Genomic DNA, 14,290 nt, shown 5'->3' with positions numbered 1-14,290 from the left:
CGGCGCCGGAGTATTCGCGAGCCGGGCGGTCAGGAGGCCGCCGCGCGGGCGAGCACGGCGCCGGCTTCTCGCAGCCAGCGCGCGGGATCCGCGATCGCCGCGTCGGATGAGCCCGAGAGGTCTATGAGAGAGACGGATGCCGCGAACGGCGTGGTGTCCGCATCCGTGGTGATGCGCCCGGCGGCGAGCAGCGCGCGGGTGCCCGCGGCGGCGGCAAGGCCGGCCAGAAACGAGGGCACCTTGCCGTCGCCGGATTGTCCGTCGTAGGAGCCCTCGCCGGTGATGACGACGTCGGCATTCGTGATCGCAGCGGCGAGGCCGATGAGCTCGGCCACCTCGGCGGCACCGAGGGCGAGCACCCCGCCCCAGACGACGAGCGCGGCACCGGTGCCTCCGGCTGCGCCGTATCCCTGCCCCGCCGGATCGATGCCCAGCAGGTCGGCGAGGCGGCGCAGACCGGTATCGACCGCGGCGATGTCTTCCGACGCACGCAGGCCCTTCTGCGGGCCGAACACCGCGGCGGCGCCCCGAGGGCCGGTGAGCGGGTTGGTGACGTCGGTCAGCACCCGCACCTCCGGCGCCGCGCGCAACCCGGTCAGGTCGGCCGAGACGATGTCGGCGAGTCCCCGTGCACCGCGGGCGACGGGTGCGCCGGACGCGTCGAGGAACCGCGCGCCCAGCGCGGTCAGCATCCCGGTGCCGCCGTCGGTCGACGCGCTCGATCCGATGCCGACGACGAGACACGAGACCCCGTGATCGAGGGCGTCGGCCATGGCCTGCCCCAGACCCGTCGTGTCGGCATCCCAGGGCTGCAGCTCGTCGAGGAGCTCGATTCCGGACGTCGAGCCGAGATCGACCACTGCTGTACCCGCGGGGGCTGCCGGTGTCGGCGGGAGCAGCAGCCAGGAGGTATTCACGCGCGTTCCCGCGGGCCCGTCCACCACCACCGGCATCCGCGCCGCGCCGTCGACCGCGGCCTCGAATGCGGCGACCGTGCCCTCGCCGCCGTCCGCCATCGGCCGATGCACGAACTCGGCGGCCGGGTCGACCGCAGCCCAGCCCTCGGCGAGCGCCGTCGCCGCGTCTGCTGCCGTGATCGTGCCTTTGAAACTGTCCGGCGCCAGCACGACCCTGGTCATCGCGGGATGCCCGGGGTGCTCGCCCGCACCACGACCTCGACGGGGAGAGGGGCCTGCTCCCAGTCGGCATCGACCGTCGCCCGGAAGGCCTGATAACCCATTTCGGTCAGCGGCACGCGGACCGTCGTCAACGCCGGGGACACATCGCTGCTGGCCGGCACGTCGTCGAAGCCGCAGACCGCGATGTCGGCGCCGATTTCACGACCCGCCTCGCGGATGGCGGACATCGCGCCGATCGCCACGACATCGCTGATCGCGAAGACGAGAGTCCCCGTGGGCACCCCGTCGGCCAGGGCGGACGCCATGCCCTCCGTTCCCGATTCGCGCCGGAAGTCCCCCCGCCGCACGCTCTCCACCACACCGCCGGATGCCTCGAACCCCGCGCGGAACCCCGCCAGACGGTCGTCGGAGGTGCGCACGCCATCGGCGGCACCGAGGACGATCGCGGAGCGGTAGCCCAACTCCGCCATCCGCCGGGCGAGTGTCTCGGCACCGGAGCGGTTGTCGATCTCGATGCGTCGGTCGGCGTCGCCGTCCGGCCCGAAGGCGACCACTCTTCCGCCGAGGCGGGCGAACTCGGCGAGCTCGCGCGCGGTGTCGACCTCCATCGGCTCCTGCGTGCGGGAGGCCGCGAGGATCAGCCCGCGCGGACGCTGGCCGCGCAGGGCATGCACGATCCGCGCTTCCCGCGCCTGATCGCGTTCGGTGATCGCGATCGTCACGACCAGCCCATGCTCGTCGGCACCGCGCGCGACGCCCGATGCGATCAGACCGAAGTAGGGGTCGGCGATATCCGCGACGAGCAGAGCGATGACAGGAGACGTTCCCCGGGCGGTGGCCTGAGCGGAGACGTTGGCCGTGTAGCCGAGCTTCGCTGCGGCGGCTTCGACGCGCTCGCGGAACGACTCGGCGACCTTGCGCTCCGAGCCGTTGAGCGCACGCGAGGCCGTGGCCAAGGAGACACCGGCCTCACGCGCCACATCGTGCAGCGTGGGCGCCGGGCCGCGCGGATGGCGCGACGCGCGCTCCGATGACGGCCGCTCCGCGGGCGATGCGGGGTTGGTCATGTCTCCGAGCCTACTTCCCGGGTCTTCGTCACACGGGCCTCTCCAGGTGGTCGCTGTTCGTGGCCCACCCGCCGGTACGGATGCAGGACCGATGCACGGTTGTCGGGCCGAAGGCCCCGTTTCCGTCCTGCATCCGTGCATCCGTCCGACTTGTGGGACACGACCGGCGACCGGCGCGCGTCATCCGAGGTGCGGGGAGACCGCCGCCGCGAAGGTCTCGGCCGTGCGGCGCACGACGTTCTCGGGGGAATCCGCCCAGATGTCGGCGTTGAAGATCTCGACCTCGATGTCGCGGTCGTACCCGGTCGCCATCACGGCACGGGTGAGCGAGCCGAAGTCGATCACTCCGTCACCGGTGTAGTGCCGGGAGAGCAGCACGTCGGCCGGGAGGGGCGTCTTCCAGTCGCACACCTGGTACGTGGCGATGCGGCCTTCGCGTCCCGCGCGCGCGACCTGCTCGAGCACCTGGGGGTCCCACCAGATGTGGAAGGTGTCGACCGCGGCGCCCACCACCGCGGGCTCGAAATCGGCGGCGATGTCGAGCGCCTGACCGAGCGTCGAGACGACGGCACGATCGGAGGCGTACATCGGATGCAGCGGCTCGATCGCGAGAGTGACCCCCGCGGCCGCGGCCTCGGGGGCGAGCACACCGATCGCATCTCGGACGCGCTCGCGCGCCCCGACCAGGTCGCGGGAGCCGGCCGGCAGGCCGCCCGCGACGAGCACGAGCACCGCGGTCGAGCCCTCGGCACCCGCGGCGGCCAGTGTCGCGGTCTCCTCGATCGCCCGACGGTTGTCGTCGAGCGCGGCATCCCGCTCCGCCCCGGCGGGCAGCGTGAAGAAGCCGCCGCGGCAGTGCGTCGTGAAGCGCAGCCCGGAGTCGGTGAGCATCCGAGCGGCGACGTCGAGGCCGACCTCGTTGACCGGTTCTCGCCACAGTCCGATGGCCTGGATGCCAGCGTCGGCGGTGACCCGCAGGGCCGTGGCGAGGTCGGCGTACTTGATGGTGGCCTGGTTGATCGACAGGCGCGGGTCCGGCCCGGCAGTGTCCACCTGTCGGACGGATGCACGGATGTCGGGGGATTCCCCGGCGATTCCACCGACAGGCGTGCTTTCTCCCTGCAGGTGTGCGGCCGCGGGCGTCGAACCCGGCACCGCGCTCATGCGTCGACCCCGGTCAGGCGCAGCATCCCGTGCCACCGTTCGCGGGCGAGGTCGGGTTGCTCCAGCGCGAGTGAGGCGTTGGCCAGCTCGACGATCCGGCTCAGGTGCGGGAGGCTGCGCGCGGAGTGCAGGCCTCCCACCATCTGGAACGCGGGCTGATGCCCGTTGAGCCAGGCGAGGAAGGCGACGCCGGTCTTGTAATAGAAGGTCGGCGCGGCGAAGACCTGTCGGCTGAGTTCCTCGGTGGGACCGAGGATGCGCAGGTACGCCTCCGGGTCACCGGCATCCAACGCCTGGATCGCGGCCGAGGCGACCGGGGTGATCGCGGCGAACGCACCGAGCAGAGCGTCGGAGTGCCCCGCGCCGTCGCCGACGGTATCGCCGCCGATCAGGCTCACGTAGTTGAAGTCGTCGCCGGTGAACATGCGCACACCCTCGGGGAGCCGCTCGCGCACCGAGATCTCGGACTCGGCGTTGAGGAGGCTCATCTTGACGCCGGCGACCTTGCCCGGGTTCTCCTCGATCACATCGAGCAGCACCGCGGATGCCGTCTGCCAGTCGTCGGCCCCGAAGTATCCGGCCAACTCGGGGTCGAAAGCGGTGCCGAGCCAGTGCAGCACCACGGGCACGGTCGCGCGCGACAGCACCTCGCGGTAGACGCGGCGGTAGTCGTCGGCATCCGTGGCGACGCGGGCCAGGTGGCGGGAGGCCATGAGCACGGGACCGGCGCCCTGCTCCTCGGTGAAGTGCAGCTGCTCGAGGTAGGCCGCGATCACCTGCTCGAGCGAGATGTGCGACTCGGCGATGTGATCGGTGTTGACGCCGACCACGACGGAGCCGCCCTCCTCGCGGGCGACCTCGGCGCTGCGGGCGATCAGCTCGCGGGTGGCCGCGGCATCCAGGCCCATGTTCCGCTGCGCGGTGTCCATGGCGTCGGCGACGCCGAGTCCCCAGGAATAGACGTTGCGGCGGAACGCGAGCGTGGCGTCCCAGTCGATGTCGGCCGGCTGCCCCGGGGTGTTGTCGGCGTGCACCTTCGGCACCACGTGGGCGGCGGCATAGGCGACGCGGCTCTGCAGCGGAGTGGTCGGACGGCTGTACGCGCCGGAGTCGTTGAGGGCGACGTCGGCGGTCTCACCGGTCGCCCGCAGGAGTCGGAGGGTGCTCATGCGCGCCTCAGTCCAGCGTCAGCGGCTCGAGGGCGATCTTGCGACCCTCGGCGCTCGAGGTCAGACCGGCCTCGGCGAACTGCACACCGCGGGCACCGGCGAGCAGGTCGAACGGGTAGTCGGTGCCCTCGACGTACGAGACCAGGTACTCCTCCCACTGCTGACGGAACCCGTTGAGGAACACGTCGTTGGTAGGCACCTTCTGCCAGTCGGCGTCGTAGTCGCGGGTGTCTTCCAGGTCGGGGTTCCACACCGGCTTCGGGGTGGCGTTGCGGGGCTGGATCTTCGCGCCGAACAGCCCGACGACGGCCGAGCCGTGCGTGCCGTCGACCTGGAACTCGACGAGCTCGTCGCGGTTCACGCGCACGGTCCAGGATGAGTTGATCTCGGCGATCACGCCGCCGGAGATCTCGAAGATGCCGTAGGCCGCGTCTTCGGCCGTGGCCGTGTAGTGCTCGCCCTTCTCGTCCCAGCGGTCGGCGATGTGCACGGCCGCCTGCGCGTAGACGCTCTTGACCTCGCCGAACAGGTTCTCGAGCACGTAGTTCCAGTGCGGGAACATGTCGGTGATGATGCCGCCGCCGTCTTCGGTGCGGTAGTTCCAGCTCGGGCGCTGCGCGGGCTGCCAGTCGCCCTCGAACACCCAGTAGCCGAACTCGCCGCGCACCGAGAGGATGCGGCCGAAGAACCCGGAGTCGATCAGGCGCTTGAGCTTCTGCAGGCCGGGCAGGTAGAGCTTGTCGTGCACGACGCCGGTCTTGATGCCGGCCTCCTTGGCGAGGCGCGCGAGTTCGAGCGCCTCCTCGAGCGATTCGGCAGTGGGCTTCTCGGTGTAGATCGCCTTGCCCGCGGCGATGGCCTTGCGGATCGCGGTGGCGCGGGCCTTGGTCACCAGGAAGTCGGCGTAGATCTCCCACTGCGGGTCGGCAAGGGCGGCGTCGAGGTCGGTCGTCCAGTCCTCGATGCCGTGCTTCGCGGCGAGCTCGGCGAGCTTGGTCTCGCTGCGACCGACGAGGATCGGCTTCACCGTGATGCGGGAGCCGTCGGGCAGCTCGATGCCGCCCTCCTCGCGGATCGCGAGGATCGAGCGCACCAGGTGCTGTCGGTATCCCATGCGTCCGGAGACGCCGTTCATGATGATGCCGATCTCACGGGTGTTCGCCTGGGTCATGGTGTTCCGTTTCTCTCGCGGGAAGCTGTCCGCGCTTCCTTCGACTCTGACTGGAAAGCGCTTTCCGAGATCATGCCATGAGATGAGAGGAGAGCGCAACCGAAGCGCTTTCGGCCGGAGGTCAGGCGGTGCTGTCGCGCTCGACGAGCTCGGTCGGGATGACCGCAGATGCTTCGTCCTGCGAGGTGCCCTCGATCGCTTCCACCAGCGCCGACACGGCGCGGTGGGCGAGAGCGGTGAAATCCTGCCGGATCGTGGTCAGCGGCGGGCGGTAGTTCGCCGCATCGGGCACATCGTCGAAGCCGATGACCGCGACATCTTCGGGCACACGCCGGCCGGATTCGGAGAGGGCGCGCAGCACGCCGAGCGCCATCTGGTCGTTGGCGCAGAAGATCGCGGTGGCCTCGGCGAGCGCGTGCCCGGCCGAGTATCCCGAGTCGGCGCTCCAGTCGCCGCGGACCACGGCGGGCGGACGGATGCCGGCGGCGACGAGCGACTCCCGCCACCCCCGCTCGCGCTCGGCAGCTGCGAAGGAGTCCGCGGGACCGGCGAGGTGGTGCACGGTGTCGTGCCCGAGGCCGAGCAGCCGAGCCGTGGCGACGGCCGCGCCGCCTTCGTGATCGCTGTGCACGGAGGTGAAGCCCGCATCGGTCGGGGCGTCGACGACGACCAGCCGCAGACCGGCGGGGGGCCGCACCGCAGGGACGAGCGCCGACGCCTCGTTGAGGACGATCGCGCCGTCGACCTCCTGCTCGGCGAGCCGCTCGAACGTCTCGGCGACGCCGTCGGTCGCGGTCACGAGCGTCAGCGCGTATCCGCGTTCCGCCGCCGCTTCGGCTGTGGCCTGCAGCATCCGCGAGTTGCCGACCGTGGCGAGGGTGGTGACCACGAGGCCGATGGTCTGCGAACGACCGGTACGCAGTGCGCGAGCCGCACGGTGCGGGCGATACCCGAGTTCGGCCATCGCGCTCTCGACACGGGAGCGGGTGCCGGGGTCGACGCGCGGACTGCCGTTGACGACCCGGGACACGGTCTGACCCGAGACCCCGGCGTGGGCGGCGACCATGGCCATCGACACGCGGCCCGAGGACGATCGAGGCCGTCCAGAGCGCGGTTCACCAGCCAGGTCGCGTTCGTCTCCCACGCACATTCTCCGTTCGCCGCCCGTGCACAACTCCGCAATGTTGACGTTATCACGGCCGTATGGATACCATGTTTACGTGAACACGCACGATCTTCCTGAGTTGCGCACCGAGACCCTCGGCGCCGGCGTCGTCAAACGCGCCACCACCCTCGCCGACGGCCGCGACCTCATCTACTACGACGATCCGGGCACCGCGCTCGGAGCCGAGCGCGCGGTCGACGCCCGCGCGCTCGACCCGCGCCCCGACACCGCGACGATGCGCCTCGACGTGCTCACCGGCGACTGGATCACGGTCGCCGCGAACCGGCAGAACCGCGTCATGATGCCCAGCGCCGACGCCGACCCGCTCGCACCGCAGACCCCCGGCAACCCGTCGGAGGTGCCGTCGCGCTACGACGTCGCGGTGTTCGAGAACCGCTCCCCCGCGTTCGGCCCCGCCCTCGCCGAGGCCGTCGGCACCGCGCCGCAGGCATCGAATGCGCCCCGCGGATTCGACGACCTCGCCGCCCTGGGCATCGGTCGCACCCGCACCTCCGTCGGCCGCTGCGAGGTCGTCTGCTTCAGCCCCGATCACGAAGGCTCGTTCGGCACGCAGTCCGTCACCCGCGCCCGCACGGTCATCGAGGCCTGGGCCGACCGCACGGCCGCGATCTCGAAGCTGCCCGGCATCCAGCAGATCTTCCCGTTCGAGAACCGCGGCGAGGCGATCGGCGTGACCCTGCCGCATCCGCACGGCCAGATCTACGCCTACCCCTACGTGACGCCGCGCACCACGCGGTTGCTCGAATCGATCGCCCGCACCGCGCCCGACCTGTTCCAGCACATCCTCGAGTCGGAGCAGGCCTCTGAGCGCGTGGTGTTCCGCGGAGAGCACTGGACGGCCTTCGTCCCCTTCGCCGCCCGCTGGCCCCTCGAGGTGCACCTGATGCCGCACCGCCACGTGCCGGACTTCGCCGAGACGACCGAGGCCGAACGCGACGAGCTCGCGCCTCTCTACCTGCGGCTGCTCCGCGGCGTCGACGCCCTGTACGAGACCCCGACCCCGTACATCGCCGCCTGGCACCAGGCCCCCGTGCACGTCGGCCGCGACACCGTGCGCCTGCACCTGCAGCTGACGAGTCCGCGCCGGGCCGCCGACAAGCTCAAGTTCCTCGCCGGCTCCGAAGCCGCGATGGGGGCATGGGCCGCAGAGGTTCCGCCGGAGGTCGGCGCCGCACGCCTGCGCGACGCGATCGAGCGCGTCTCCGAGGACGAGACCTCTGAAGGAGCATCCGAATGACCGCCGCCCACGACGACGCCCGCGCACTCTTCACCGACCTCACCGGACGGGAGCCCGACGGCCTCTGGTCGGCTCCGGGACGCGTCAACCTCATCGGCGAGCACACCGACTACAACGACGGCTTCGTGCTGCCGTTCGCCATCCCGCAGCGCACGGTCGCCGCGGTCGGACTGCGCGACGACGACCGCGGCCGCGTCCTGGTCGGGTCGACCTTTGCGGAGGAGCCGGTGAAGGTCGACCTCGCCGAGCTCGACGAGCTGTTCCCCACCGAGCCGGGCACGCACCCCGCTGTTCCGGAGTGGGCCGCCTACCCGCTCGGAGTCGCCTGGGCGCTGCGCCAGGCGGCGGAGCGCTCGGGACACTTCCCCGGCCTCGACATCGCGATCGCCTCCGACGTCCCGGTGGGCGCGGGGCTCTCCTCCTCCGCCGCGATCGAGGGGGCGACGGCATCCGCCCTGAACGAGCTCTGGGGAACGGGTCTCGACGCCACGGCTCTGGCCCGCGTCGGACGCCGTGCCGAGAACGAGGCCGTCGGGGCCCCCACCGGGATCATGGACCAGATGGCGTCGATGCTCGGCCGGCCCGACACCGCGATCTTCCTCGACTGCCGCTCGCTCGAGGCCCAGCCGGTGCCGCTCGGTGTCGCCGAGGCCGGACTTGCGATCCTCGTGATCGACACCCGCGTGAAGCACGCCCACTCCACGGGCGGCTACCGCGAACGTCGGGCGTCGTGCGAACTCGGTGCCTCGCTCATGGGCGTCCCGGCCCTGCGCGACGTGTCTATCGCCGACCTGCCGCGTGCCGAAGAGCTGATGGACGACGTGACCTTCCGCCGCGTGCGTCACATCGTCACGGAGAACCAGCGCGTGCTCGACACCGTCCAGGTGCTGCGGGAGCAGGGCGCGAGGGCCATCGGCGACCTCCTGGTGGCGTCGCACGTGTCGATGCGGGACGACTTCGAGATCTCGACCGTCGAGCTCGACACCGCCGTCGACACCGCGCTGGCCGCCGGCGCTCTCGGCGCCCGCATGACGGGCGGCGGTTTCGGCGGTGCGGCGATCGCGCTGATCGAGCAGGATGCCGTCGAGGCCGTGTCGGATGCGGTGACCGCCGCGTTCGCCGCCTCGGGATTCGACGCCCCGCACCTGTTCACGGTCACCCCGTCCGCAGGTCCGCTCCGCGACGCCTGAGAGAATGATCGATCGAGCCGTGACCACGCCGCGGCAGGAGAGGAACGCAATGTCCTGGATCGTCACCGGCGGCGCCGGCTACATCGGAGCCCACGTCGTCCGTGCCCTCGCGGAAGCCGGGCTCACGCCGGTCGTGCTCGACGACCTCTCCAGCGGCGTCGCGTCGTTCGTGCCCGAGGGTGTGCCCTTCGTGCAGGGCAGCATCCTCGATCGCGCGCTCGTCGAGAAGACGCTGCGCGACCACGACGCCCAGGGCGTCATCCACGTCGCCGGGTACAAGTACGCCGGCGTCTCGGTGCAGCGCCCCCTGCACACCTACGCGCAGAACGTCGAGGGCACCCGCATCATCCTCGAGGCGATGGAGGCCGCCGACGTCTCGAACATCGTGTTCTCGTCGTCGGCTGCCGTGTTCGGCACCCCCGACGTCGCACTCGTCGTCGAGGACACCGCCAAGAAACCGGCCAGCCCGTACGGGGAATCGAAGCTCATCGGCGAGTGGCTGCTACGCGACCAAGCGATCGCGACGGCCGACTCCGAGCGTCCGCTGCGGCACACGTCGCTGCGGTACTTCAACGTGGTGGGCTCCGCCGACCCGACGGTCTATGACGTCAGCCCGCACAACCTCTTCCCGATCGTGTTCGAGGCGCTGCTCGCGGAAAAGACCCCGAAGATCTTCGGCGATGACTACGACACGGCCGACGGCACCAACGTGCGCGACTACGTGCACGTGGGCGACATCGCCGCCGCGCACGTCGCCGCTGCACAGCGCCTCGCCGACGGCCGCCCCATCGAGGCCGCCTACAACCTCGGCTCCGGCGACGGACTCAGCGTGAAGCAGATCATGGATGCCGTCGCGCGCGTGACCGGCATCGACTTCACCCCCGAGATCGGACCCCGGCGCCCCGGAGACCCCGACCGCATCGTGGCGACCGGCGAGCTCGCGGCCCGTGACCTCGACTGGACCATGCGGTACACGGTCGACGAGATGGTGCGCACGGGGTGGGAGGCGCGGCAGGCTGCTCAGGCCTGAGCTGGATTTCTTGGGGGCGGGCTCCGGGTCGCGCCGCTGCTCGCAGAGCGGGGCGCCCCTCCCCGCAAGCGGGGACCCCTCCCCGATGCTCGCATCGGCGCGGCCCTGCGCCCTCGACACACGCGCTCGACTCGGTGTGCACGTGGATGGCGCGCCTCCTCGTGCTGGGTAGGAGGAGAAGCACTCAGACGTCGCGGGCGCGGATGGGGTAGAGCCAGAAGCAGAGCCAGGCGAGGGCGGTGAACCCGAGCGGGATCACCGCGAGCATCAGACGGATGCCGCCGTCGACGCTCTCGGGCTGCGCGTCGCCGAGGGTGGCATCGAACCCGGAGGCCGTGAGCACCACCGCGGCGACGATCGCCTGCAGCACCACGGAGCCGCGCACCACGAAGCCGTTGACTCCGAAGTAGGCGCCTTCGCGGCGGTGCCCGGTGCGCACGGCATCCTCGTCGATGATCTGCGCGAGCATGACCTCGAGCAGCTGCAGCAGGCCGCCGACGCCCACACCGACCGCGACGCCGACCAGCGCCGCACCGAGCACGTTCGACGGTGCCAGGTAGCCGAGCACGGCGACGCCGAACACCGCCACGCTCCACAGCACAGCCGTGCGCGGTGAGGTGCGGCGGACGACCGCGCTCCACAGCACGATCGAGGGGATCGCGGTGACGAAGATGGCTCCGAGGAGCAGGCTGCCCTCCCCCTCAGCCGCGCCCAACGAGTACCGCACGTAGAAGGGGATCGCGGCGAGGATCACGGCGATCGAGGTCTGCACGAACAGCGACCCGAGCACGTACGGGACGAAGGCACGGTTGCGGAACGTGTACTTCAGCTGGTCGCCCCACCGCATGGCCTCCGACGCCGCTTCCGGGACACGGCGCTCGATCATCCCTCCGAAGAACGACCACACGAGCAGCACCAGGCACACCGTGCCGAGCACGAGAGCCATGCCGGGCCAGCCGATCGAGTCGTACAGGGCGGGCGCACCGGCCGTTCCCAGCACCATGCCGAGGATCGCGAAGATCTGCCGCGGGACGTTGCCTCGGGCGCGCTCCTCTGTGGTGCGGAAGATCTCGGGGAACAGCGCGGAGATGTTCAGCACCACGACGACGAACGCGATGTCGTACACGGCGACGACCACGAGGAACCACAGGATGAGACCCGCGGCCGGGAGCTCGGGCGGCATCCACACCAGCGCGAAGGCGACAACGAGCGGCACGATGCCCAGCCCGATCCACGGGATGCGTCGACCCCAGGGTGTGCGCATCCGGTCGGAGATCGTGCCGACGAGCGGATTCAGCACCGCGTTCAGGATGCCGTGGGCGATCATCGCCACGGCCACCCATCCGGCCGGCACCGCGAGGTGCGAGACGTAGAAGTAGACGACGAAGGCCGAGAAGGTCTGCGCCATGAGCTGGGTCGGGAACCCGGATGCTCCGAACGCGATCGTCTGCGCCCTGGTCGGCGCGGCATCCAGCCGTCGATCGCGCAGGCGTTCGCCCAGGACGGTCATCGAACGCCCGCCCGCTGCAGGTCGCGCAGGTCGCGCCAGCCGATGCGCACGAGAGCCTCGTCGTCGATGGCCTGCAGCACGGCGGGGTCAGCGAGCAGACGCAGCTCGTATCCGCGCTTCGCCGCGCTGAAGTCGACCGCGGCGCGCAGCTCGTCGTCGTCGATCATCGGATGCAGGTAGATCTCGGTGACACCGGCGGGAACGGCGCGCAGCAGTGTGATGAAGCCGTCGCGCACCTGCTCGTAGGTCTCCTCGTCCGGCTCGCCCTCCCGGAGGAGTTCGAACGGATGCGACCACAGCCGGTCGATGATCACGACACCCATCGCGTCGGCAGCGGAGGCCGCGTCGTCGAGCTTCGCCTGCAGCGCGGCGTCCTCTCCCACCCCGTCCATGGTGCGCGGCAGTCGGAACGGGAGGCCGTTGCGGGCGGCCAGCTCGAACACCGGGCGCAGGAAGTCGTGGCCGGTGACGAGGCCGTAGACCGACCCCATGTGGTTGTCGAGGTGCGTCACGTCGACACCGGCGTCGAGCGCGGCGTGCAGCTGGGCGGCGAGCTCGGCGGCGACGTCGTCGTCGGTCGCGGACCGCTCGACGGACGCGACATCGACGGGGAAGAACCCGTCGGCATCGACGAGGCTCGTCCCGGTGCCGGTCAGGGGGCGCCAGCGGTAGCGGCTCCATTCACTCGTGAGCACCAGGTGCACTCCGACGTCGAGGTCGGTGCGGGATGCCGCGAAGGCCAGGGCCTCCGACGACCACGAACACGGGACCATCACGGTGGTCGAGTCGATGCGCCCGGTCGTGAGCAGGTCGACGATCGCGGTGTTCGCCGCGTGGCACATGCCGAAGTCGTCGGCGTTGAGGATGATCGCCCGCGCACCGGGTGCGAGGCCGAGGCGGTCGGCGAGGTCGGAGGGGGCGGTCATCAGGTGTCCTGTCGGGTGGGGACGGTGGGGCGATCGGGGGGGGTGTGGCTCAGCGACCGGTCTTCGCAGCCGGGGTCAGGATGCGGGTGAACAGCATGCTCCGGAGAGCGGATGCCGCTTCGTCGACGGCGCCGACCAGCGGGGCCTCCGGGCCGAACGAGGAGACGAGGAACCGCAGCGGCAGTTGGGCCGCATACTCGTCGGCGACGCGCTGGATGGCCTCGACCAGCACGGGGTGGGCTGCCGTGCCGCTGAGGATGAACGCCTCCGGGTCGAGCACGAGGCCGATGCTGCCGGCGACGAGCACGATGCGCTTGCCGATCTCGGCGACGACCCGGGTCGCGGCCTGGTCGCCGCGGCCGGCCGCCTCGAGGTGATCCTCCAATGAGGCGTCGGCGTCCCGCCCGACCCCGAGCGCGAGATCTCCGACGACGGCGTCGCTCACGATGGGAGCCCCGATCGGAAGGGGAGTCTGCGGCAGATACATGACCTCGCCCGCGACACCCGAGAATCCGCGGTGCAGTGCGCCGTCGATCACGATGCCGGCCCCCAGGCCGTCGTCGAGGAGCAGCAGAGCGAAGCTGGCGAGGTCGCCGCCGACGCCTGCCGTGAGCTCGGCGAGGGCGGCGAGGTTGACGTCGTTCTCGATGCGCACGGGGCAGCCGAGGGCCGCAGTCAGCGCGGCACGGAAGGCGCCGCCGTCCGGACCCAGATCGTCGCGGATGCCGCCGTCGGCGGTGACGATCCCGGGGATGCCGACCACGGCGAGGTGGATCGCCGCCTTCGCAGCCTTGACCGAGAGGCGGCATCGGTCGACGAGAGCGACGATGTGCTCGACGCGATCCCCCTGGGTCGGCAACACGTCGTGTTCCTCGGCGTGCACGACTCCGCGGGCGTCGACGAGCACCACGTGCGCGGCATGGTGGTCGATGTGCACGGCGGCGGCGAACCCGAGCCGCGGATGCAGGGCGACGCGGCCCGCGGCGGGCCCTCGCGTCTCGCGATCGACGCCCGCGGCGGCGACGGCTCCGGCCGCATCCAGCATCCGCAGCACCTGGGTGACGGCCGTGCGGGACAGGCCGGTCGTCGACATCAGCTCCGCGCGGGTCTGCGGACCGCTGCGCGCGAGCGCCTCCAGGATTGCGCGACCGTTGAGCGTGCGTAGCAGGCCCTGCGGTCCCGCGAGTGGTCTGGACATGTGCTCCGGCGTCTGCTTCTCGATTCACGTACCGCGCCGGGCACTGGGCCGGGCGCAGTGCCCGCAAGCATGCCACATCGAGTCGCACAGGTCGACACTTCACGCCGAGTCGGCTCGACGCCATTCATGCTCTGATCGGTGTCGAGGGTGTCTCGCCGATGTGGCCGTGGGTCGTGGTGCCGGGGGTTGTGGTTTTGTGGGTCGTGGTTTTGTGGGTCGTCGCGCCGTGGGTCGTCGCGCTGCTGGTCGTGGTGTGCGCCATTGTCGGGTGGGGTCCCACCAGGCGGGTCCGCGGACGTGTGG

General features: G+C 71.1%; 12 protein-coding genes. 3 read left to right on the top strand and 9 right to left on the bottom strand.

Features of this window, described 5'->3' with window-relative positions; all coding sequences use genetic code 11:
- Positions 1–29 precede the first annotated feature (29 nt).
- The 6 genes from DW298_RS06165 to DW298_RS06140 form a co-directional block, all read right to left on the bottom strand.
- The gene (locus tag DW298_RS06165; RefSeq protein ID WP_136041582.1) at positions 30–1,139 is read right to left on the bottom strand and encodes a glycerate kinase; all 1,110 of its coding nucleotides are present in this window, start codon (positions 1,137–1,139) and stop codon (positions 30–32) included.
- Positions 1,136–2,206: a LacI family DNA-binding transcriptional regulator gene (locus tag DW298_RS06160; protein WP_136041581.1), complete on the bottom strand. Its 1,071-nt coding sequence runs from the start codon at positions 2,204–2,206 to the stop codon at positions 1,136–1,138. The genes DW298_RS06165 and DW298_RS06160 overlap by 4 nt, the downstream gene beginning before the upstream one ends.
- Before the next feature lie 180 nt (positions 2,207–2,386).
- A complete protein-coding gene (locus DW298_RS06155) occupies positions 2,387–3,370 on the bottom strand; it encodes a sugar phosphate isomerase/epimerase family protein (RefSeq protein WP_136041580.1) in 984 nt (327 codons plus the stop codon).
- Positions 3,367–4,539, bottom strand: a complete 1,173-nt coding sequence (locus tag DW298_RS06150) for a dihydrodipicolinate synthase family protein (RefSeq protein WP_136041579.1) — start codon at positions 4,537–4,539, stop codon at positions 3,367–3,369. Before DW298_RS06150 ends, DW298_RS06155 begins: the two co-directional genes overlap by 4 nt.
- A gap of 7 nt (positions 4,540–4,546) precedes the next feature.
- Positions 4,547–5,710, bottom strand: a complete 1,164-nt coding sequence (locus tag DW298_RS06145) for a Gfo/Idh/MocA family oxidoreductase (protein WP_136041578.1) — start codon at positions 5,708–5,710, stop codon at positions 4,547–4,549.
- Between the two features lie 121 nt (positions 5,711–5,831).
- The gene (locus tag DW298_RS06140; protein ID WP_168429561.1) at positions 5,832–6,782 is read right to left on the bottom strand and encodes a LacI family DNA-binding transcriptional regulator; all 951 of its coding nucleotides are present in this window, start codon (positions 6,780–6,782) and stop codon (positions 5,832–5,834) included.
- 148 nt (positions 6,783–6,930) lie between these two features.
- On the opposite strand from DW298_RS06140, the gene galT reads away from it, so the two are divergent.
- Genes galT through galE form a run of 3 tightly spaced genes read left to right on the top strand, consistent with a single transcriptional unit; the run spans position 6,931 to position 10,353 of the window.
- The gene (gene galT / locus DW298_RS06135; protein ID WP_136041576.1) at positions 6,931–8,133 is read left to right on the top strand and encodes a galactose-1-phosphate uridylyltransferase; all 1,203 of its coding nucleotides are present in this window, start codon (positions 6,931–6,933) and stop codon (positions 8,131–8,133) included.
- Positions 8,130–9,323 (top strand): galactokinase, encoded by a 1,194-nt coding sequence (gene galK, locus DW298_RS06130; RefSeq protein ID WP_136041575.1) that lies wholly within the window; start codon positions 8,130–8,132, stop codon positions 9,321–9,323. Before galT ends, galK begins: the two co-directional genes overlap by 4 nt.
- A gap of 49 nt (positions 9,324–9,372) precedes the next feature.
- A complete protein-coding gene (gene galE, locus DW298_RS06125; RefSeq protein ID WP_136041574.1) occupies positions 9,373–10,353 on the top strand; it encodes a UDP-glucose 4-epimerase GalE in 981 nt (326 codons plus the stop codon).
- A 184-nt stretch (positions 10,354–10,537) separates the two neighbouring features.
- On the opposite strand, the gene DW298_RS06120 is transcribed toward galE, so the two are convergent.
- The 3 genes from DW298_RS06120 to DW298_RS06110 are packed head-to-tail and all read right to left on the bottom strand — an operon-like array spanning position 10,538 to position 13,987.
- Entirely contained in the window at positions 10,538–11,863 is a 1,326-nt protein-coding gene (locus tag DW298_RS06120) for an MFS transporter (RefSeq protein ID WP_136041573.1), read from the bottom strand.
- Positions 11,860–12,789, bottom strand: coding sequence for a polysaccharide deacetylase family protein (locus DW298_RS06115; RefSeq protein WP_136041572.1), 930 nt, complete (start codon positions 12,787–12,789; stop codon positions 11,860–11,862). Before DW298_RS06115 ends, DW298_RS06120 begins: the two co-directional genes overlap by 4 nt.
- Before the next feature lie 49 nt (positions 12,790–12,838).
- Entirely contained in the window at positions 12,839–13,987 is a 1,149-nt protein-coding gene (locus tag DW298_RS06110; RefSeq protein ID WP_136041571.1) for an ROK family protein, read from the bottom strand.
- Between the last annotated feature and the right edge of the window lie 303 nt (positions 13,988–14,290).

The organism is Microbacterium sp. A20, from assembly GCF_004794515.1.
Classification (GTDB): domain Bacteria; phylum Actinomycetota; class Actinomycetes; order Actinomycetales; family Microbacteriaceae; genus Microbacterium.
Note: the sequence above shows the minus strand (reverse complement) of the source record. Positions and strands in the feature narration are given on the sequence as shown.